The sequence below is a fragment of the Thermoanaerobacterium calidifontis genome, from assembly GCF_055381745.1.
This window is the reverse complement of the sequence record NZ_AP042436.1, coordinates 1,085,066-1,103,395: the sequence shown is the minus strand read 5'-3', so window position 1 is coordinate 1,103,395 and position 18,330 is coordinate 1,085,066. Positions and strand designations below refer to the sequence as shown.

The 18,330-nt window shown below is 34.2% G+C and carries 19 protein-coding genes; 5 read left to right on the top strand and 14 right to left on the bottom strand.

Features of this window, described 5'->3' with window-relative positions:
* Positions 1–37: 37 nt before the first annotated feature.
* From ACZ42G_RS05505 to ACZ42G_RS05495, 3 genes are read right to left on the bottom strand one after another with little or no spacing between them, the layout of a single operon-like run.
* The gene (locus tag ACZ42G_RS05505) at positions 38–298 is read right to left on the bottom strand and encodes a hypothetical protein (RefSeq protein WP_045410439.1); all 261 of its coding nucleotides are present in this window, start codon (positions 296–298) and stop codon (positions 38–40) included.
* A gap of 4 nt (positions 299–302) precedes the next feature.
* Positions 303–1,424: a glycosyltransferase family 4 protein gene (locus tag ACZ42G_RS05500; RefSeq protein ID WP_464851818.1), complete on the bottom strand. Its 1,122-nt coding sequence runs from the start codon at positions 1,422–1,424 to the stop codon at positions 303–305.
* Between the two features lie 6 nt (positions 1,425–1,430).
* A complete protein-coding gene (locus tag ACZ42G_RS05495) occupies positions 1,431–3,623 on the bottom strand; it encodes a hypothetical protein (RefSeq protein WP_464851816.1) in 2,193 nt (730 codons plus the stop codon).
* 101 nt (positions 3,624–3,724) lie between these two features.
* Here ACZ42G_RS05495 and ACZ42G_RS05490 point away from each other — a divergent pair, with 101 nt between their 5' ends.
* Positions 3,725–4,423 (top strand): N-acetylmuramoyl-L-alanine amidase family protein, encoded by a 699-nt coding sequence (locus ACZ42G_RS05490; RefSeq protein WP_464851814.1) that lies wholly within the window; start codon positions 3,725–3,727, stop codon positions 4,421–4,423.
* 15 nt (positions 4,424–4,438) lie between these two features.
* Here the strand turns inward: ACZ42G_RS05490 and spoIIP are convergent, their stop codons facing one another.
* The 3 genes from spoIIP to ACZ42G_RS05475 form a co-directional block, all read right to left on the bottom strand.
* Positions 4,439–5,620, bottom strand: coding sequence for a stage II sporulation protein P (gene spoIIP / locus ACZ42G_RS05485; RefSeq protein ID WP_464851812.1), 1,182 nt, complete (start codon positions 5,618–5,620; stop codon positions 4,439–4,441).
* A gap of 64 nt (positions 5,621–5,684) precedes the next feature.
* Positions 5,685–6,656: a GPR endopeptidase gene (gpr, locus tag ACZ42G_RS05480; RefSeq protein WP_085112621.1), complete on the bottom strand. Its 972-nt coding sequence runs from the start codon at positions 6,654–6,656 to the stop codon at positions 5,685–5,687.
* Between the two features lie 4 nt (positions 6,657–6,660).
* Complete coding sequence (locus tag ACZ42G_RS05475; protein WP_014758917.1) at positions 6,661–6,987, bottom strand: phage holin family protein; 327 nt, start codon at positions 6,985–6,987, stop codon at positions 6,661–6,663.
* 143 nt (positions 6,988–7,130) lie between these two features.
* Here ACZ42G_RS05475 and rpsT point away from each other — a divergent pair, with 143 nt between their 5' ends.
* On the top strand, positions 7,131–7,397 hold the full coding sequence (gene rpsT, locus ACZ42G_RS05470; protein ID WP_013788292.1) for a 30S ribosomal protein S20: 267 nt from the start codon (positions 7,131–7,133) through the stop codon (positions 7,395–7,397).
* A gap of 22 nt (positions 7,398–7,419) precedes the next feature.
* On the opposite strand, the gene holA is transcribed toward rpsT, so the two are convergent.
* The 5 genes from holA to ACZ42G_RS05445 form a co-directional block, all read right to left on the bottom strand.
* Positions 7,420–8,412 carry a DNA polymerase III subunit delta gene (holA, locus tag ACZ42G_RS05465; protein WP_464851810.1) on the bottom strand — a complete coding sequence of 331 codons (993 nt, stop codon included), beginning with the start codon at positions 8,410–8,412 and terminating at the stop codon, positions 7,420–7,422.
* Positions 8,412–10,685, bottom strand: a complete 2,274-nt coding sequence (locus ACZ42G_RS05460) for a DNA internalization-related competence protein ComEC/Rec2 (protein ID WP_464851808.1) — start codon at positions 10,683–10,685, stop codon at positions 8,412–8,414. The genes holA and ACZ42G_RS05460 overlap by 1 nt, the downstream gene beginning before the upstream one ends.
* A 5-nt stretch (positions 10,686–10,690) precedes the next feature.
* On the bottom strand, positions 10,691–11,422 hold the full coding sequence (locus ACZ42G_RS05455) for an MBL fold metallo-hydrolase (RefSeq protein WP_464851806.1): 732 nt from the start codon (positions 11,420–11,422) through the stop codon (positions 10,691–10,693).
* 3 nt (positions 11,423–11,425) lie between these two features.
* Entirely contained in the window at positions 11,426–12,142 is a 717-nt protein-coding gene (locus ACZ42G_RS05450; RefSeq protein ID WP_085112625.1) for an HAD family hydrolase, read from the bottom strand.
* A 68-nt stretch (positions 12,143–12,210) separates the two neighbouring features.
* Positions 12,211–12,729 (bottom strand): ECF transporter S component, encoded by a 519-nt coding sequence (locus ACZ42G_RS05445; RefSeq protein ID WP_464851804.1) that lies wholly within the window; start codon positions 12,727–12,729, stop codon positions 12,211–12,213.
* A gap of 171 nt (positions 12,730–12,900) precedes the next feature.
* Between ACZ42G_RS05445 and ACZ42G_RS05440 the strand changes: the two genes are divergently transcribed.
* From ACZ42G_RS05440 to ACZ42G_RS05430, 3 genes are read left to right on the top strand one after another with little or no spacing between them, the layout of a single operon-like run.
* The gene (locus ACZ42G_RS05440; protein WP_464851802.1) at positions 12,901–13,341 is read left to right on the top strand and encodes a MarR family winged helix-turn-helix transcriptional regulator; all 441 of its coding nucleotides are present in this window, start codon (positions 12,901–12,903) and stop codon (positions 13,339–13,341) included.
* Between the two features lie 22 nt (positions 13,342–13,363).
* On the top strand, positions 13,364–14,164 hold the full coding sequence (locus tag ACZ42G_RS05435; protein WP_464851801.1) for an ABC transporter ATP-binding protein: 801 nt from the start codon (positions 13,364–13,366) through the stop codon (positions 14,162–14,164).
* Positions 14,121–14,951: an ABC transporter permease gene (locus ACZ42G_RS05430; RefSeq protein WP_464851799.1), complete on the top strand. Its 831-nt coding sequence runs from the start codon at positions 14,121–14,123 to the stop codon at positions 14,949–14,951. Before ACZ42G_RS05435 ends, ACZ42G_RS05430 begins: the two co-directional genes overlap by 44 nt.
* 81 nt (positions 14,952–15,032) lie before the next feature.
* Here ACZ42G_RS05430 and ACZ42G_RS05425 read toward each other — a convergent pair whose 3' ends face one another.
* The 3 genes from ACZ42G_RS05425 to ACZ42G_RS05415 form a co-directional block, all read right to left on the bottom strand.
* Positions 15,033–17,642 (bottom strand): calcium-translocating P-type ATPase, SERCA-type, encoded by a 2,610-nt coding sequence (locus ACZ42G_RS05425; RefSeq protein WP_464851797.1) that lies wholly within the window; start codon positions 17,640–17,642, stop codon positions 15,033–15,035.
* Positions 17,643–17,811: 169 nt separating this feature from the next.
* Positions 17,812–18,003 carry an aspartyl-phosphate phosphatase Spo0E family protein gene (locus ACZ42G_RS05420; protein ID WP_231560511.1) on the bottom strand — a complete coding sequence of 64 codons (192 nt, stop codon included), beginning with the start codon at positions 18,001–18,003 and terminating at the stop codon, positions 17,812–17,814.
* An 81-nt stretch (positions 18,004–18,084) separates the two neighbouring features.
* Positions 18,085–18,288, bottom strand: a complete 204-nt coding sequence (locus tag ACZ42G_RS05415) for a hypothetical protein (protein ID WP_014758928.1) — start codon at positions 18,286–18,288, stop codon at positions 18,085–18,087.
* Positions 18,289–18,330 lie beyond the last annotated feature (42 nt).

Genomic DNA, 18,330 nt, shown 5'->3' with positions numbered 1-18,330 from the left:
ACCTCCTTCACATATATTAATATTATAGCATAAAAAATCACTTGTACAGAGATTTGAAAAGACCATTAACGCCTTTTAATGGCACATGGCTATGCTGTCCCAAAAAAGTTATGTTGAGAAAATCTTTGCTTATAGCAACCTTAAATATGCTTTGACTTGCAATGCCTGTTGTTAAATCATTAAACGTGTAATCTACTTGAAATATGCATAACGTGATAAAAATTATGTAAATCGATATGAATAAGTATAACATTCTCAGTTTTCTAAGCCTTTCTTTTTTCTCTTTTACCCTGCTCAAACTTTCATTTCCTCCTAAGTTCATCGTACAAAAGCTCCAATTCATTTATCATTTTTTCTCTTGAAAAATTGCTTAAAATATATTCTTTGCCTTTTTTTGAAAATTTATTTCTCAAATCTTCATTTAACGCAAGAATTTCAATGGCATTGGCCAAATCATTAGGGGCTTCCGAGTTTACAATGATTCCATTTTCATCATTTCTAACTATTTCAGGTATCCCTCCAACATCTGTAGCAATGACAGGTACACCTAACGCCATAGCCTCAGCAACCGATATGCCAAAGCCTTCGCTGTGAGACGGCAATACAAAGATATCTATACTGCTTAAAAAATTGAATATATCTTCTATAAACCCCAAAAATTCCACATTATCAAGTTTTAAATCTCGAACCATATCTTTAAGATGTTCCTTATAAGGTCCATCACCTGCTATAAAGACAAATGCTTTAACTTTTCCTTTGAGTATGTTCAATGCTTCAATTAGATCTTGAACACCTTTTGACGGTATAAGCCTCGCAACACAACCAATTATAAGTGTATCTGAAGCTATGCCGTATTTTTCTCTCAATTTCAAAGGCTCTTTAATGATTTGTGGCACATCAATGCAGTTGTACACTACACGCACTTTATCAGGCGGCATGTTTTCTTCGTCTGCAACAGCTTTTTTAAGGGCGTAAGACACTGCAATTACTGCATCTGTCTTTTTATTTAAGCGTTTATTGATAGTCAGATAAAAATACTTTTTTACCTTGTTCATGTTATTGTAATTAGGAAAATTGTGCACTGTCACAACGATCTTTAAATTGTATCCAAGTGAAGCCAGCCTTCCAACTAAGGACGCTTTTGCACCATGAAAATGGATGATATGTGGTTTGAAATCATCTATAATGGCTCTAAGCTCCTTTAACGCAGCAAAATCCTTTTTAAAATTTATTCCATCACAAATATTAACACTGTAAACAGATACACCATCTTTTATCAAGTCATCCATTGTTTTTTTATCAAAAGAGCAGCCAACGGCTAATTGATACTTGTCTTTATCAAGTCCATTAAGAAGCGACAACAGATGCTTCTTCATACCGCCTTCTGCTTCCCTTACAACATGCAAAACCCTTGTTTTTTCCAATCTATTTCACTCCTTTATAATTTTATTTTCATCAATGATAATGTCAATAAGCATCGGCGCAGCATAAACCATTGTCGTAGCCGCCGCAACAACACCTGAATCGTTAAAAGCTAAAGCAAAAATACTTCCTATTATGGTGGATAAAAAGCTTATGTATACAAATTTTCGCTCATTAAAAATCCTCTTTAAAGCGCCAACTGGTTTATAAAAAAGTATGAAAAGCACAAACACCAACGTAACTAAAACCCTGCTCCAAACGGAATACTTAAAAAGCTTCAAATTCATGCTAATCTTTCTTGCAAATATCTGAATAAGCGGGTAAAGCCCATCATTTTTCACTAAATTAAAGGTCTGCCCTATATGTGTTTGCTCTGACACAGGTCTTAAAGAGTCAACATAAAACAGCAAAAATAATAATGCAACTATGCTTCCACCTACAAACAAAATATTTTTAATGTTAAGTTTTTTGCCAAATAAGTAAATAGACGCAACTGAAAATGCTGCAAACGCGGCTATACCACCGCCTACATTCGTCCCTAAAGCCGGCGATGCTATAAAGTATAAGACGATAATGTAAATCAGTATATTTGCAAATATTAGATACTTTTTGTCAATATCCCCAAATGTCTCAAACGATAAAAGTGCAAAGCACAGTACGGCTCCTATGAAAATCCCCATGTATTCATTCCCGATTCCATAGAATCTGGCACCTGCGATTACATCGTAACTTAAAAATGAATTTTTCAAAAGATTATATCCTGTAAGCATGTCCAGCATCAATATGGCAGCAGTGAAGGCTGCAATTAAAAAGTATCTAAAACTACTTTTTTTAACTAATTTGTATGCAGCTAATGTAAAAACTGTTGAAACAGCAACAATGCCTAAAACGCTGTTTACGATATTTGCATAATCAAATAGAGGCAAAAGCAAGAAACTTATAGGCATAATCGGTATCAAAAGCAAAAAAGGCTTCACCAAAGTAGAGTATTTTTTAAAAAACAGCAGTATAACCAAAGATAAAATCAGTATAAATATCTGCAGTATCACGTAAGTTTTTAAAAAATACGGCCTATACGTATAGTTAAATGTAAGCTGCTTTTCTAAATTTTCAAGCTTCATTAAATCTCCATTGACATCTGATGAATACAAATTGTGTCCAGTTACAAAGGCAGGCACATCTAAGCCAAAATACGTCAATATTGTTGGAAGCAAGTCTGTGTTTGTTACAATACCTGTCCTTTTCGTCGTATCCGATGTTATAAGCTTACCTTTTGCAATGCCATTTCCATACATTACAACAGGCGTCAAAAAATCATTTTGGCCCATTTTTTGAGAAGGCGGCAAAGGAGTGACAATCATAAAAAGAGTATTACCACTATCAGTACGTAAAACTTTTCCAATGAATTCATCAGCATTCTTTAGTGCTTTTTCTTTGTTCTCTCTATTTATTTTATCTAACCCGCTGTTTTGGTAATCATTTGCTCTTGCAGTATCGCCTAAATCAAATATTACCAGAGCCACATTATCTTTAACACTCAGATACTCTTTGTACATTGTATCATAATCTGTCGATATGCCGTAAGGCATCAAAGGATCCTTTTTATTCGTCATATCACTGACATCTCCATAATGCACAATACCGCTGTAATTCATGCCTATTAAAGGAGCATATCTTTTGTAATCAACATCTGTATCTTCATTGCCAAAAACAGCTACATTAAGCCCACTATCCTTAAATTTATCCCCTAATAAGCCAGGCCTTATAATATGATTTCTTTTTGAGTTGTTTCTGATTATCTGAGCAATATCCAAATTTAAAACTTGACCTTCTGAAGGAATTTTCCCCGTATTCCTCTCATAAATTGTAGACGCCAATTCATGGTTATATGTTTCCCATGTGTTGAAATTCAAAGAAGCACCATTAGAGCCAACAGCACGAGTACCTGTACCAAGCGTCATAAAAACACTTTCCAAAGATCTGCCACCATCAGCATTGACAGTCATAAGGCCATAAGTACCATTGTCTATCATATTGTTAATATTTTTCAAATCACTATTTAAAAAATCATCTATAGAAACTCTATTTAATATAAATATTACAGCCCTTTTCCCATCCTCTGCAGTTTGTGCATAAGAAAAAGAAAATGTCCTTAAGAAGAAAAGCAAAACTAAAAAAAATAAAACAAATTTATTTTTCATCGTTACCTCCTAAATAACAGTTTCATACATAAATTATAATTATATACAGTATAATAAGCCTCTTTTTATCTAAACATAAAACTAGATTGGGGGCATCAAAATTGAATAAATCATTTAAATTCATTTGTATATATTGTACCATATCTTTGGTACTATTATCCACAATTTTACCGTTGATATTAAGAGCTAATACGGCATTTTCAGCACCGGACAATCCATTGAAAGGCAAAATCATACTGATCGATCCTGGTCATGGAGGAATTGACGGTGGCACAAGCTCTGGAAATATACTTGAAAAAAGCATCAATTTAGAAGCATCATTAATCTTAAAAACAGAGTTGATAAATCGCGGAGCGAAAGTAATTATGACAAGAGATAAAGATACTTCCTTAGAAAATCTATGTAAAGATAATGACTACAGACATAGGCGAGATTTAAAAGCGAGAGTAAATATGATAAACAGCAATTATATAGATGCGTATATCAGCATACACGTCAATGCTGTAAACAACGCGCCATATGTAAAAGGTCCAATGGTTTTTTACTCAAATACCGATATAAACAGTAAAACATTAGCATCATATGTGCAAGATTCTTTAAATGCCATTGCTGGAACAAGCAGAAGTCCAAATGTGGCAGATTACTTTTTGCTGACAAATGCAAAAAAGACAGGAATTTTAGTCGAACTTGGCTTTATCACAAACAATGATGACAAAAATCTACTTGTTAACAAAGACTATTTAAAAAAACTATCAACTGGTATTGTCACTGGATTAGAAAAATACTTTAAAAACAAATAATGAGGCAAAACCTCATTATTTGGCAAGTCCATCATCTTTCAGCACTAAATAAATTGCTTTAGCTAGGTATGGAGTGGAATTTAAAGCCTCCTCCAAAGTATTGTAATTGCTGCCTAGTTCAATCAAAATTCCTTTTTCTGAAAAGTGTTGGTTGTATTCAGCGTATTGATGAATCTCTATTCCTAACGATATACCTGGATATAATTCATTCAGTTTATCGCTAATCTGTTTCGCAAACTCGTAATTCTTTTTCCAGTCTTCATTCATATCTGCAGTCCTTCGAGAGCCAATTATGAACATTATTTTTGCAACTGTCTGTCCGTTTATTTCCATCGTATATTTTTTTCTGTAATCTTGATTTGGTAAGCTGCTTAAAACAGGTATTGTATCAACCCCTGGCTGCATTACACTTCCATATCCATCACGGTGCAAATCAATAGTCACCTTGATAGAAGGATATTCCTCCAAATATTTTTTTACTGATAAAGAAGAATTGTAGTATGACTGATCGTAATTGTAATCATGTATCGTTCGATCATGCAAAACGCTAACACCATAATCTTTAGTCAAATATTCTGCTAAGCTGTCTCCTACTCTTACCATATTGTAATTTGGATTATTTGTTCTATCATATCCATATGCAGCTACATATTTGTTTTTTAAAGTCGCAACGTACGATTCCATCGTATGTGTATGGTAAAGCAATATAAGTGGTTTGCCAGTATCAACGTTACTGACATTTGTCACACTTATATTCGTCTCACTTTCTTTTGATGCTTCACTTGCAACTTCGTTATTTTTATTTTGATTAGCATTGCGATTCTCTGCAATTTGCGTATTAGACGTATTATTTTTTTCTCCTTTGTCTATTTGAGCAATAATGGGAATTTGATACTTTAATATTTTAAGAGGATCTCTTTGATTTAGATTAAACATTGAAGCCATAGTCAAATCTCTATCGTAAAATCCTTCAGCTTTATAGCCAACATCAACAGTTGGCATCGTATAATTTAAAGCAGTTATAAACATGCCATTAATGCTATTGTACTCTTCGGCAAAAGTCTCTGTTTCAAAATTTATATTGGCAGCTTCTATGTCATTTGTCATAAGCCATCTATAAAATAAAATATTAAAAAGCAATAAAATCACAAAAGACACCTTTTTAAGGCGATAATACCTTAACGAACTTCTGTACAATGAAAGCACCTCTCTTTGGTTTTATACTATAAATTATTCACAAGAGAAGTGCTTTATTACTAATTTAATGTACAAGTTGGTTCATCTCATCTACTGTCAAATTTGGTTGTAAAGCTAAATTAATTCCTCTTGACAAAATAGATGAAATATTTTTAATAAGAAGATCAATCTCCTTTGGCGTAACTATGAGGTTTTCTTCTGGACTTAATACCTCTTTTATTAAAGCGTATTTATCTTCATCATTCATGTTTTTCAATACATCGTATAAAGGGCTACCGCTTTCAACATTGTTTTTTAACGCACTTTCAAGATGTTCTATAGCATCATTAGCAATTGTAGCTGCATCTACTACGGTTGGAACACCTATTGCAATAACAGGAACACCTAAGCTTTCCATGTTGATAGCAGATCTTTTATTACCTATTCCCGATCCAGGGCTAATGCCTGTATTTGAAATCTGTATTGTTGTAGCAAGCCTTTCAACTCTCCTCGATGCAAGAGCATCTATTGTGATGACTAAATCAGGTTTTATCTTATCAACAACGCTTTTAACGATTTCTGCCGTCTCAATGCCTGTTATACCTAATACACCGGGAGCCATGGCGCTTACAGCACATATATTTTCGCCAAACTGCAGAGGTGCTAATTCTTTCAAATGGCGAGTCACAACAATATTTTCAATTGCTTTTGGTCCAAGTGCATCTGGCGTCACATTCCAATTGCCTAAACCTATTACAAGGACTTTCATATTGACATTAACATTAGAGATTTTCTTTATTACATCGGCAAGTTTTTGTGCTACTTTGCCTTCAAGTTCAATATCCCTGTACCTTAAATCAGGAGCTTCTATAGTTATATAATCTCCTATAGGTTTTCCCATCGTTTTAGCACCGTCATCGTCCAAAATGGTTACTTTAACTATTTTTATGTTGTCATCTTGGCTTTCATCTACTAAAACGCCTGGGATCTCTCCCGCATGTCCACCTTTATACATTTCACGGGCCTCAACAGCAAGATCTGTCCTTATATTGAACATAATCTCACCTCAATTCTGTGGGTATAAAAGCATCAACAAGCCCGATTACAAAAGCAGCTATTATTGAACCCAATATAGTAGCATGTATTGTTGGAACTATAAATTGAGATACGTATATTACTATTGCTGCAACTATGAAGCCAACAACACCTCTACTTCTCGGAGAAATATTTTGACCAAGCATTGCCTCAACTATATATCCCAGCAATGCAATCACAATTGCTGATATCAAAGCACCCCAAAATCCAGCCACACTAAATCCTGGGACAAGATAACCTACGATCATTAAAACAATCGCTGAAACTACAAATCTAATTATCGCTTTTAACATAAAATCACCTCCTAAAAATATAATTGACATTTTAAAAAATATTATTCGCACAAGGTTGTACTAAACTGCTTTCCTGAATTGTATTGCAAAAAATGCTTTTTCGTGGTAAAATTACTTTTGATTGATTTGAGGAGGTGAATGGTTTGGCAAACATAAAATCAGCTAAAAAAAGAATACTTGTAACAAAAAGAAGGACATTGGAGAATAAAATAGTAAAATCAAAAGTTAGAACAGCTATTTCTAAATTCGAAAAGAGTTTAGCAGAAGGTAACATAGATAATACAAAAGCAGCTTTAATTAATGCCATAAGAGAACTTGATAAAGCATATTCAAAGGGCACATTGCACAAAAATACAGTTGCAAGAAAGAAATCAAGATTATATGCAAAATTTAACGCATTAAATGCTTAAAAAGCGTACGTCGTACGCTTTTTTAATTGCAAAGCTTTCTTATCAATGATTCCAAAGCTAAATTGCCATCATAGCTTAATTTCAATTCCCTATCGCATTTTACACACAGTTTATACGCATTTAAAAGATCTTTTTCTTTAAAACACTTTGATTGCTGTATAATACCATCAACTAAAAAATAAGGTATCCCTAAGTCTTGCTGCAACTTTTTTTTGTCAATTTTTTTCATCAATAAATGCTTAGCCTTTATGAGAATCCGAAACTGCCGTGCAATCATGGATAATATTCCAATAGGATTTTCTTCATTTAAAATCATCTTGTTCAATATGTATATAGCTGCTTTTTCCTGTCTTAAACCTATTGCGTTTACCAATTTGAATACATTCTCATCAGTTGATGCTGATACAACGTCTTTTACATCATCTATAAGCACTTCTTTGCCATCGCTGTAAGACACAATTTTTTTGATTTCATTTAAAATGGTATATAAATCCACCCCTACGCTTTTAACAATATATTCTGCAACAGGTTTTTTTATGACTTTTCCATAGGTTCTGACAAAAAAACCTGCATAATTGACTGCTTCATCAAATTTTAAATGTTCAAAATTTACAATAGCACCATGTTTACTTATTGCCTTGAATATTCTTTTTCTCGTGTCAATTTTGTCCTTAAATACAAATGCAATACAACTGTCTGTATTTCCGCTTTCAATCCGCTTTATTATAGCATCAACGGTGTCATCATTTATCTTTTTTAAAACATCATCATCTTTTATTAAAACAAACCTATGTTCCGACATAAATGGAAGAGTTTCTAAACTGTCTATTATATTTTTATCATTAGCATCTTCAATTATGGTGTAATTCATGATTTCAGTGCCTTCAGCTATTAGTTTGTTTTTTAATTTTTTAATAGCTTCATCGATCAAAAATCTTTCTTCGCCGTAAAAAACATAAGCAGGCAAAAAGCCTTTGTTTGTAATCTCAAGAAATTCTTTGTAATTCACTGCCATCAATCCTCGATCATTTTTTTGATATGTATAAATGTGCCATTCGTTTCAACGATGATAGCACCATCTTTATCTGTCCTGAAAAGTCGCGATCTGCTTTTTAAATATTTTACTACTTCTACATCTGGCTGTCCATAATTATTTTTACCTACCATTATCACGCTGATTTTAGGATTTACCTTGTCCACAAAATCTTTTTGCGATGACGTATTAGATCCATGATGTGGAACTTTCAATATATCTGATGATATATTATCATCTAATAGCGCATTTTCCGCTTCTTTCTCTATATCTCCAGTGAATAAGATGCTTACATTTTTATATATCATTTTAAAAACCAGCGCATTATTATTTATGGGATTCTCAGCAATCACGTAAGAATCGGGGCTTAAAATATCATATTTTATTCCAGATATCTCAACCCAATCGCCTTTCGACAATTGAAAAACTGGTATTTGCTTTTTGCTGGCAATAGCCATTAATTTTTTAAAATTTTCGCTATCCGCCACTTGTCTGCCAATAAATATCCTTTTCACATCTACATCGTTTAAAATCGACAATATGCCACCTACATGATCATAATCTGTATGAGATATAAACACCGCATCTAACGATGTAGCATTCTTATAAAGCAAAAATGGCATCAATATATCTTGTCCAACATCAAAGGAAGAATTGCCGTATTCAGGTCTTCCCCCGCCATCTATCAGTATGCTTTTGCCATCCGGAGTCATTAAAAAGGTGCTATCACCTTGTCCAACATCGAGAAAAATTATTTCAAGGTTTTTAGGTGTAAATGAATTTATGGCAAACACTGCCATCAAGAGAAACAGCATCGTTGAAACAACACTGATTTTAATTTTTCTGCTGAGATTGCTGGTCAATAAAATCAGTACAGCATAATAGCATAACATCATGTAAACTGGCGGTTGAGATACGCTTATAGATGCATGCGGTATCTGGGAGAAAATCCTTGTAAGATGCAAGACAATCTCTACTACCGGTATATTTATAAGATTTAAAGGAATAGAAAGGGGCATATATATAAGACCTAAAATTGCAGACAAAAACCCCAACACTACAGCAACGCTTACAATCGGCACAATCAATATATTTGGCAATAGTGAAATAATCGAAATATTATGAAAAAAGTATATAATAATAGGGATTGTGCCAATTTGTGCAGCTAAAGTGACGGAAAGCGCTTCTTTCATTTTTTCACTTTTTATATTTATTATACCTTTTATTGGCTTATACAAAAGCAAAATAGACAATGTCGCTATAAATGATAGTTGAAAACCAATGTCAAACAACATCAAAGGATTGAAAAAGAGTATCATAGTTGCTGCAAAAGATATGGCATTAATTGGATTATTCTCTCTTCCGATTGACGCAGCAATCAAAGCCATGCAAGCCATTATAACAGCTCTTACGGCTGATGGTGGTGCGCCTGTAATAAAGGTATATATTAAAAGCAGTGGAATTATTACAAAAGGAGAATATCTCCTAATGTGTAAAATATTCAAGACAAACATCATAAATAAAGTCAATATTCCAAAGTTAAATCCTGACACCGCAATTATATGTGTAAGACCTGTAACCCTAAAAGAACTAAGTACATCTTCTTCAATATTGTATTGACCCAGTATGACAGATGAGATAAAATCAGCATCGTTTTTTGGCATCGAATTAAAAAAAATCTGCGTTATTCTCTCCCTTGTCATTCTAACGACTTTATCCGCATAGTTGTCTGCATTGCTTTTTATGATTCTCACAGAATAGCCATTTACATTCATCAAAACTGTAATACCGTTTTTTTTAAGATAAAGCCTATAATCAAATCCACCAGGGTTTCTCTTGCCTTGAGGCAGCTCTATTATTCCTCTTACCTCGGTTAAATCGCCTTCTTTAGGATAAGTACCACCATACTGCGTTACTAAAATCTTATCTTTGTTTTTAGGACTTAAAACGTATTTTGCAAATCCATCTTTCAAAATGACATTTGAAACAACTCCATCAAATGAAACCAATCTGTTGCTTAAATCATCGTACACACCTTTTGAATATAGTGCATTTTCTCCTAAAGTCAATCCTAAAACAAATACTGCCAGAAGCAACAAGTAAATAGCATTTTTTTTGGACAGATATATGTATATGCCGGCAAAAAGGACAACTAAAAATGTTAAAAACAAAAACACAACATTTATCTCAAGAAACCTGCTTATTATGATGCCTACAGATAATAATACTGCTATGTACAAAAATGGCTTATCCATATCAATTATACGCAATATACTTCAAAAGGCTTGGCTATACTTGCATCATTTATCACTTCTGACACTTCTTTTTCATATTCTTCTATAGAGTGTTGTGGCCAAAGGTGTGTAACGACAAGCTTTTTGCAATGAGCAGCCTTTGAAATCTCTGCTGCCTGTTTTGCAGTAAGGTGTGGGCCTTTCTCGCCATTTAGTAAATTGCCATCGCACAAGAATAAGTCGGCATTATTTGCAAAAGAAACAAGCTTATCATTGTAAATCGTATCACTGCTAAAGACAAAGGTTTTATCTCCATTATTGAATTTTACGGCAAATGTCTTAACAGGATGAACCATTTCTTTAAATATTATAGTAAAATTTTCAATATCAAGTTTCAATGTCTCATCTATGTGTTTGATTTTAAACACATCATTAAATCCTAATTCTTCAATAACTTTTGAAGGTTCATCTGGACAATACACGTTTACAGGTTCATTTATATAACCTTTTTTCATCATTATATCCAACGCATATCTTAAAACCAGCATATCTGCCATGTGGTCTGAATGCAAATGGGTTAATATTATGTATTTTAGATCTTTTAAATCATGATACTTTTGGTATCTGCTGATAATACCGCTACCACAATCTACAAGCACATTTACACCATTATCTTCCACCAAATAACCTGAACAAGCTCCATCTGCACCCGGATAAGGTCCATGCGAGCCAAGAATTGTCAATTTCACTTTAATCATCTCCTATCTAATAGCAGGCAATCTTTTAATATACTCATACAAGTCTTTATAATTTCCATGTTCAAATGCTGAAATGTCTTTTGATGTTCTATTAATCAAAAACTCATCCAATAGATATGTCTTAAAGCCAATAGTCCCAGCTATTACATCTTCATCAACATCATTGCCAATCATGATGCAATGTTGAGGCTTTTTCTCGAGTCTTTCTACGATTTCCTTGTAATATTGTATGTAAGGCTTGCAAAAGTGCATGTGCTCATAAGATGTGATAAAGCTAAAGTACTTATGGTCAATTCCGGCCCATCTCAATCTCTCTTTTATGGCTATACCTGGAAAAATCGGATTTGTTGCGAGCACAACATCATATCCTTTATCAACCAGCAGTTCTACACAGGCCTTAGCGTACTCGTTTTTACATACATTAGCTCCAAGGTTCTTATAGTCATTTTCATAGAAATCGTTAAAAATCTCCATGATTTTATCTTTTGGGTATTCCACTAACTTCAAAAACGAATCAAAAAAGGCTTCTTCATTTGTCTTATCAGGATCCAAATTGTTTATCATGTCCATGCTGGCTGAATAAAGAGCTTTTTGGAAGTAATACTTATCGAAATAATCTGAGATTTTATTTGAAATAGCTTCAAAATACTCCATGATCATTTTGTCCGTGTCAACAGGAAGTAAAGTGCCATCAAGGTCAAACATCACTGTATCAATCATATTTCTTTCACCTCAATGCAATTCTCATATAAAATAATACATTTTTAAAAAGAAAAAAGCAAGGATATCTAACCTCGCTTTATATCTTTAAAGTATTTAACTTTTGACAACGAACCTACAAGCACAGAACCAATGATTACGCTTCCTATCCCTTGAAGTATATTTCCTGGAACATCAGCAAGAGCAGCTTTTGAACCGTACATAAAAGCACCACCAATATAATACCCAAGCACCATCCACAATGCAGCTAATGCAAAAACAGCTACTTGCACAATAAAACTAAAACTTTTATCTTCTTTTTTCAATAAAACAGCCACAATAAACCCTTCCAATCCTTTTATGACCAATGTCCATGGGGCCCATAAAGCATATCCTGAAAGAAGATCAGCTAATGCCGAACCAATGCCTCCAGATACGAAACCTGCAAGAGGTCCCAAAATAGTAGCAGAAAGAAAAATAAAAGAATCGCCTATATTTATATATCCTTTCGTATATGGCGTAGGAATTTGTATTACCATAGTACCAACAGCAATAAGAGCCGTCATAAGCGCGATGTAAACAAGTCTTTTTAAGCTATTTTCTTTCACACTCGATACCTCCCATATTTTTTAAAATTATTATAACATACAATTGTTATAATTCAATAAATACAATATACAAACAATTTATAATTTCTTATAACATGAAACTTTTGACATTAGGCGCAATATGTAATATAATAATATTACGGTTTACGAAATATTAGGGAGGCTGATATAATGGATGCCGAAATAAACTTATTAGAATATTTACTTCGGGAAATCAATCACAGAATGAATCTTGTGACTAGAAATTACTTAAACAATAAAGAAATTACCATGTCTCGGTTTTGGGTCTTAAACAAATTAAGCCAAGATGAAGCAATAACTATGAAACAACTACAGTCGCAACTTTTACTGTCTTCCAGCACACTGACAGGGCTAATCGACAATCTCGTTGCTGATGATTTGGTATACAGGTGGAGAGATGATAAGGATAGACGCCTTGTGTTTTTAAAGCTTACAGAAAAAGGTGCTGTGCTTCTAAACGAAATTTTAGAATACCGCACAAAGATGCTAAAAAAAATAGTCGATATGTGTGATGACAGTATAGACATTGGTACATTGAACAAAAATCTCAAAACCCTATTAAGCGCATCAGGTGATGCTGCAATATTTTAAAAAATTTCAAGAAGGTGATTTTATGGACTTTGCAATCGAAATAAAAAATTTAAAGAAAAGATTTAAAGATTTTGAAGCAGTAGGTGGAATCACGTTTGACGTCAGAAAAGGAGAAATATTTGGCTTATTAGGTCCCAACGGTGCAGGAAAAACTACTACCATAAGAATGATAACAACATTGATGCCACCTACTTCTGGCAAAATACTTGTTGCCGGTTTCGATGCAAAAAAATACAGTGCAACAATAAGAAGATACATTGGATATGTGCCACAAGCTCTCTCTGCAGACTCCACCTTAACTGGATATGAAAATATGCTATTTGTGGCTAAGCTTTTAAGGCTTAACAAAAAAGAAAGAGAAGAAAGAATTGATTACATTCTTGACATTTTAAATTTGAATGATGCCAGAAACCGCTTAGTTAAACAGTATTCAGGTGGAATGATAAGAAGACTGGAAATAGGCCAAGCAATAATACACAAACCTGAAGTCTTAATACTTGATGAACCGACAGTGGGACTTGATCCTGTAGCAAGGCAAAATGTTTGGAACGTAATAGATACTTTACGAAAAGAAACCGGTCTTACAATTTTAATTACTACCCATTACATGGAAGAAGCAGAAGCTATATGTGGAAGAATAGCAATAATGAACAGTGGCAAAATTGCTGCCTTAGGAACTCCTGATGAATTAAAATCAAAAACCGGAAATCCAAACGCAACATTGGACGATGTATTTACATTTTTCACAGGAAATCAATTAGAGTCTGGAGGGAATTATCGTGAAACAAGTCAATTACGCAAAAGAATCCAAAGATTCAGTTAAGATGAGTTCTCCTATAAAAACAATTTTAGACTATATTTTGAATTCTTTTACAATCGCAGAAATAGAGATACGAAAACTGAAACATGATCCAACCGAATTACTTACAAGAGCAGTCCAACCAGTTTTATGGCTTCTTATCTTTGGTCAGGCATTTTCCAGAATACGAGCCATACCTACAGGAAATGTCAACTATCAGACATTTATGGCTCCAGGCATTTTAGCTCAATCAATGATGTTCATATCCATATTTTATGGTTTAAGCATAATTTGGGATAAAGATCAAGGAATACTTCAAAAGCTTATAGCAATGCCTGTTCCTCGAGCAGCTTTTGTCACAGGAAAAGCCTTTGGAGCAGGAGTCAGAGCAATAAGTCAAGTAATAATAATATTGTTTTTGGCGTTTTTGCTAAGACTTGACATAAAGTGGAGCATTTTAAACATAGTTATGAGCATATTGACAATTGTTTTGGGTGCCGCATTTTTTTCTTCTTTGTCAATGGCTTTAGCAGCCATAGTAAAAAGCAGGGAAAGATTTATGGGAATAGGGCAGGTTATAACAATGCCATTATTTTTTGCCAGCAATGCAATCTATCCAATACAAATAATGCCACATTGGCTTCAAATAGTAGCGAGAATCAATCCTTTAAGTTACGTTGTTGAACTTTTGCGAGGATATCTAATAAATGGCAGTGTATCACAAGCAGGCATTTCATGGATGATACTTATAGCTGCCACTGTCATAATTCAGATAATATCAGCAATTTTATACCCTCACATAGTAACATAAAACCGCTTTACACTTGATATGCCATGGTAGAGTAGCAAATGCTACTCCATCATGCAGCATGTCGTGCAAAGCGGTTTAAATTTACCTATTTTTGAAAAATGTCGCTTTTGCTATTTCCATAATTGCTAAAGGCAAAAGTGATAGTGCAATTACTACATCCCAATCGTATATGTTTATATTTTTTATATCGAAAATTGTATTCAATGGAGTCAGTATGACTACAAGCTGAAGGAATATGGAAACTAATAGTGCAAGCACCATGTATTTATTTTTAAATAAGCCGATCTTAAACACTGATTTGATGGATCTTGCGTTCAGCGCTTGTGAAAGCTGTGAAAAAGTCAAAACGGCAAATGCCATAGTTCTTGCATTAGTCAGATTTTCCCTAAGCCCAATCAGAAATGCTATAAAAGATACTAAGCCTATCATGATGCCTTCGATTGGTATTCTGTACATAAGGCCATCTGAAAAGATATTTTCATCTTTTGGTCTTGGTTTCTTAGACATTATATCTTTTTCAGCAGGTTCCAAACCTAAAGCAAGAGCAGGTAGGCTATCTGTTACTAAATTCACCCACAATATATGGATCGGCTTAAGAGGCATTGGCATACCAGCTAATGTTGCAACCAAGAGGACAAGTATTTCGCCAATATTGCATGATAAAAGGTAATGTATAGATTTTTTTATGTTTTCATAAATGGTTCTTCCTTCTTCTACAGCAGCCACAATAGTTGCAAAATTATCATCTGTAAGCACCATATCAGCAGAATCTTTTGCCACATCTGTGCCTGTAATACCCATTGCAGCACCTATATCAGCCTGCTTTAGCGCTGGTGCATCATTTACACCGTCGCCAGTCATAGCCACCACCGCATTGTTTTTCTGCCAAGCTTTTACTATCCTCATCTTATGCTCTGGAGAAACTCTTGCATACACTGATATGTTTTTTACCTTTTCGTAAAGTTCATCATCTGTCATTGTTTCCAACTCTCTGCCATCCACAGACATATCATCTTCATCCAAAATGCCTAAATCTCTTGCAATAGCTACAGCAGTAATCTTATGGTCACCTGTTATCATGACAGGTTTTATGCCGGCATTTTTGCATATCCTGACAGAATCTCTTACTTCATCTCTCGGCGGATCTATCATTCCTAAAAGCCCAACAAATACAAGATCTTTCTCCACCTCAAGGCTTTCTAACCTTTCTGGCACACTATCAGTATCTTTAAAAGATATAGCCAAAACTCTTAAAGCATCTTTTCCCATATTCTCATTTTCAATCTTAATTTTTGCCTTATCGTCATCGCTCAATTCTACTATTTTACCATCTTTTAATATGTATCTACACCTTTCGATGACACTATCAAATGCTCCTTTTGTTATGACCTTATAATTTTTATCATTTGATTTGTGGATGGTAGTCATCATTTTTCGATCAGAATCAAATGGGATTTCGGCAACTCGCGGAAATTCTTTTTCTAACTCCGATTTTTTAGATACATATTTTTCACACGCTGATACTATGGCGACTTCAGTCGGATCTCCAAAGCTTTTACCTGACTCATCAATAAACGCATCTGTGCAAAGTACACCCTGCTCCAAAATAAACCCTGCCTTGCTGTCATATCCTTCAGTCAAGTCTATCTCTTTAAAATCGACAAAAACTTTCACTACCGTCATCTTGTTTTGAGTCAAAGTGCCTGTTTTATCAGAACATATCACATTTGCACTGCCTAATGTCTCCACTGCTGGAAGCCTTCTTAATATAGCATTTCTCTTTATCATCTTCTGTACGCCTAATGCTAAAGTGATAGTGACTATTGCTGGCAGTCCTTCAGGAATCGCAGCAACAGCAAGGCTTACAGATGTCATAAACATGTCAAATACCGGCCTTTTTTCCATAACACCTATTCCAAATATTATGCCACAAATGATAAGTGCTCCTGTGCCAAGATACTTCCCAAGTTGCTCTAACTTTATCTGGAGAGGCGTCATCGTCATCTCATCATCGTCTAACATCTTCGCTATTTTCCCCATCTCTGTGCTCATACCTGTCTCAGTCACTACAAACAATCCTCTCCCATAAGTTACAACTGTGCCCATGTACGCCATGTTATGTCTATCGCCGATATTGAGATTTTTGTCTTTTAACTTGCCAGAAGTCTTTTCTGACGGAACAGATTCACCTGTGAGAGCCGACTCATCTATCTTCAAATTTGCAGACTCTATTATCCTTCCATCAGCAGGCACAAAATTTCCTGCTTCTAAAAACACTACATCACCAGGAACGATATGTTGTGACTCTATCTCCACAACTTTTCCATCTCTTAGTACGCGCGACACCGGCGCAGACAATTTTTTAAGCGCTTCAAGAGACTTCTCAGCATTATTTTCTTGTATCATCCCTAAAAAAGCATTTAACAAGATTATGAATAAAATTATTACTGCATCTGTAATTTCACCCAGAAAAAACGAAACAATAGATGCAATTATCAAGATAATCACCATGTAGTCTTTAAATTGATCCAAAAACATAGACAACATGGTTCGCTTTTTCTTTTCACTTAAAATGTTGGCGCCATACTTTTCTAACCTCTCTTTAGCATCTTTTGATGAAAGCCCCTCCTTAGCATCCACATTTAAATCATTTAAAACTTCTTCTACATCATAAATCCAGCTTTCCTTCATCTTATTCCTCCTTGTTTCTTAATTTATGGTATAAATAAAGACCTTTATTTTGTATTATTCCACAAAATAAAGGTCTCACTCGCAAATTTGCTTAACCAGCCGGGTGTTTCTCACCGTACTGACGACTGATTAACGAAGAGTTACTCCCCTTTAGACTATTATAGCATATTTATTGGACAATATCACCATTTGTGCGATATTTTTTCGATTTCGTCGTACAATATAGCACGATTAGATCGTCGAGTTTGCGGCTTAAATCAAGAATCATCTCATATTTTACTTCTTCTTGCTTTATCAAATCATCAAGTTCATCTCGTAAATTGCTAATCTGTTCTTCCAATACAGATATCTTATTGTACATCATTAGTTCCCCTTTTCTAAAAATCGCATATACAATTTTATCATTAGGAACCAAAAAATTCAATAGGATAATGTAGAAATTTCATCTAATTTTTTCCACTAAATTTGACAATTTCTTATATATATCTACTATATCTCGTCCACATTCTATCTCCCAATCTTCACATCCCTCGCCAACTGTCAAAATTTCGCCGTCATTAATGCACCTTAATATGTCATCATTCGAAATTTTTTGCTTGATTTTTTCCAACAAGTCTTTTAACGATGACATTTCAATGTTTTCCATTTTAGCTCAACTCCTATAGAATATTCTAACTATAGTTATATA

Coding starts and splice junctions, on each gene's coding strand:
- ACZ42G_RS05495 (WP_464851816.1), bottom strand. CDS start 3,623: ATGAAAAATAAATTTGTTTTATTTTTTTTAGTTTTGCTTTTCTTCTTA.
- gpr (WP_085112621.1), bottom strand. CDS start 6,656: ATGTTCAATATAAGGACAGATCTTGCTGTTGAGGCCCGTGAAATGTAT.
- ACZ42G_RS05475 (WP_014758917.1), bottom strand. CDS start 6,987: ATGTTAAAAGCGATAATTAGATTTGTAGTTTCAGCGATTGTTTTAATG.
- holA (WP_464851810.1), bottom strand. CDS start 8,412: ATGGCAGTGAATTACAAAGAATTTCTTGAGATTACAAACAAAGGCTTT.
- ACZ42G_RS05460 (WP_464851808.1), bottom strand. CDS start 10,685: ATGGATAAGCCATTTTTGTACATAGCAGTATTATTATCTGTAGGCATC.
- ACZ42G_RS05455 (WP_464851806.1), bottom strand. CDS start 11,422: ATGATTAAAGTGAAATTGACAATTCTTGGCTCGCATGGACCTTATCCG.
- ACZ42G_RS05450 (WP_085112625.1), bottom strand. CDS start 12,142: ATGATTGATACAGTGATGTTTGACCTTGATGGCACTTTACTTCCTGTT.
- ACZ42G_RS05440 (WP_464851802.1), top strand. CDS start 12,901: ATGGATGCCGAAATAAACTTATTAGAATATTTACTTCGGGAAATCAAT.
- ACZ42G_RS05435 (WP_464851801.1), top strand. CDS start 13,364: ATGGACTTTGCAATCGAAATAAAAAATTTAAAGAAAAGATTTAAAGAT.
- ACZ42G_RS05425 (WP_464851797.1), bottom strand. CDS start 17,642: ATGAAGGAAAGCTGGATTTATGATGTAGAAGAAGTTTTAAATGATTTA.
- ACZ42G_RS05420 (WP_231560511.1), bottom strand. CDS start 18,003: ATGTACAATAAGATATCTGTATTGGAAGAACAGATTAGCAATTTACGA.
- ACZ42G_RS05415 (WP_014758928.1), bottom strand. CDS start 18,288: ATGGAAAACATTGAAATGTCATCGTTAAAAGACTTGTTGGAAAAAATC.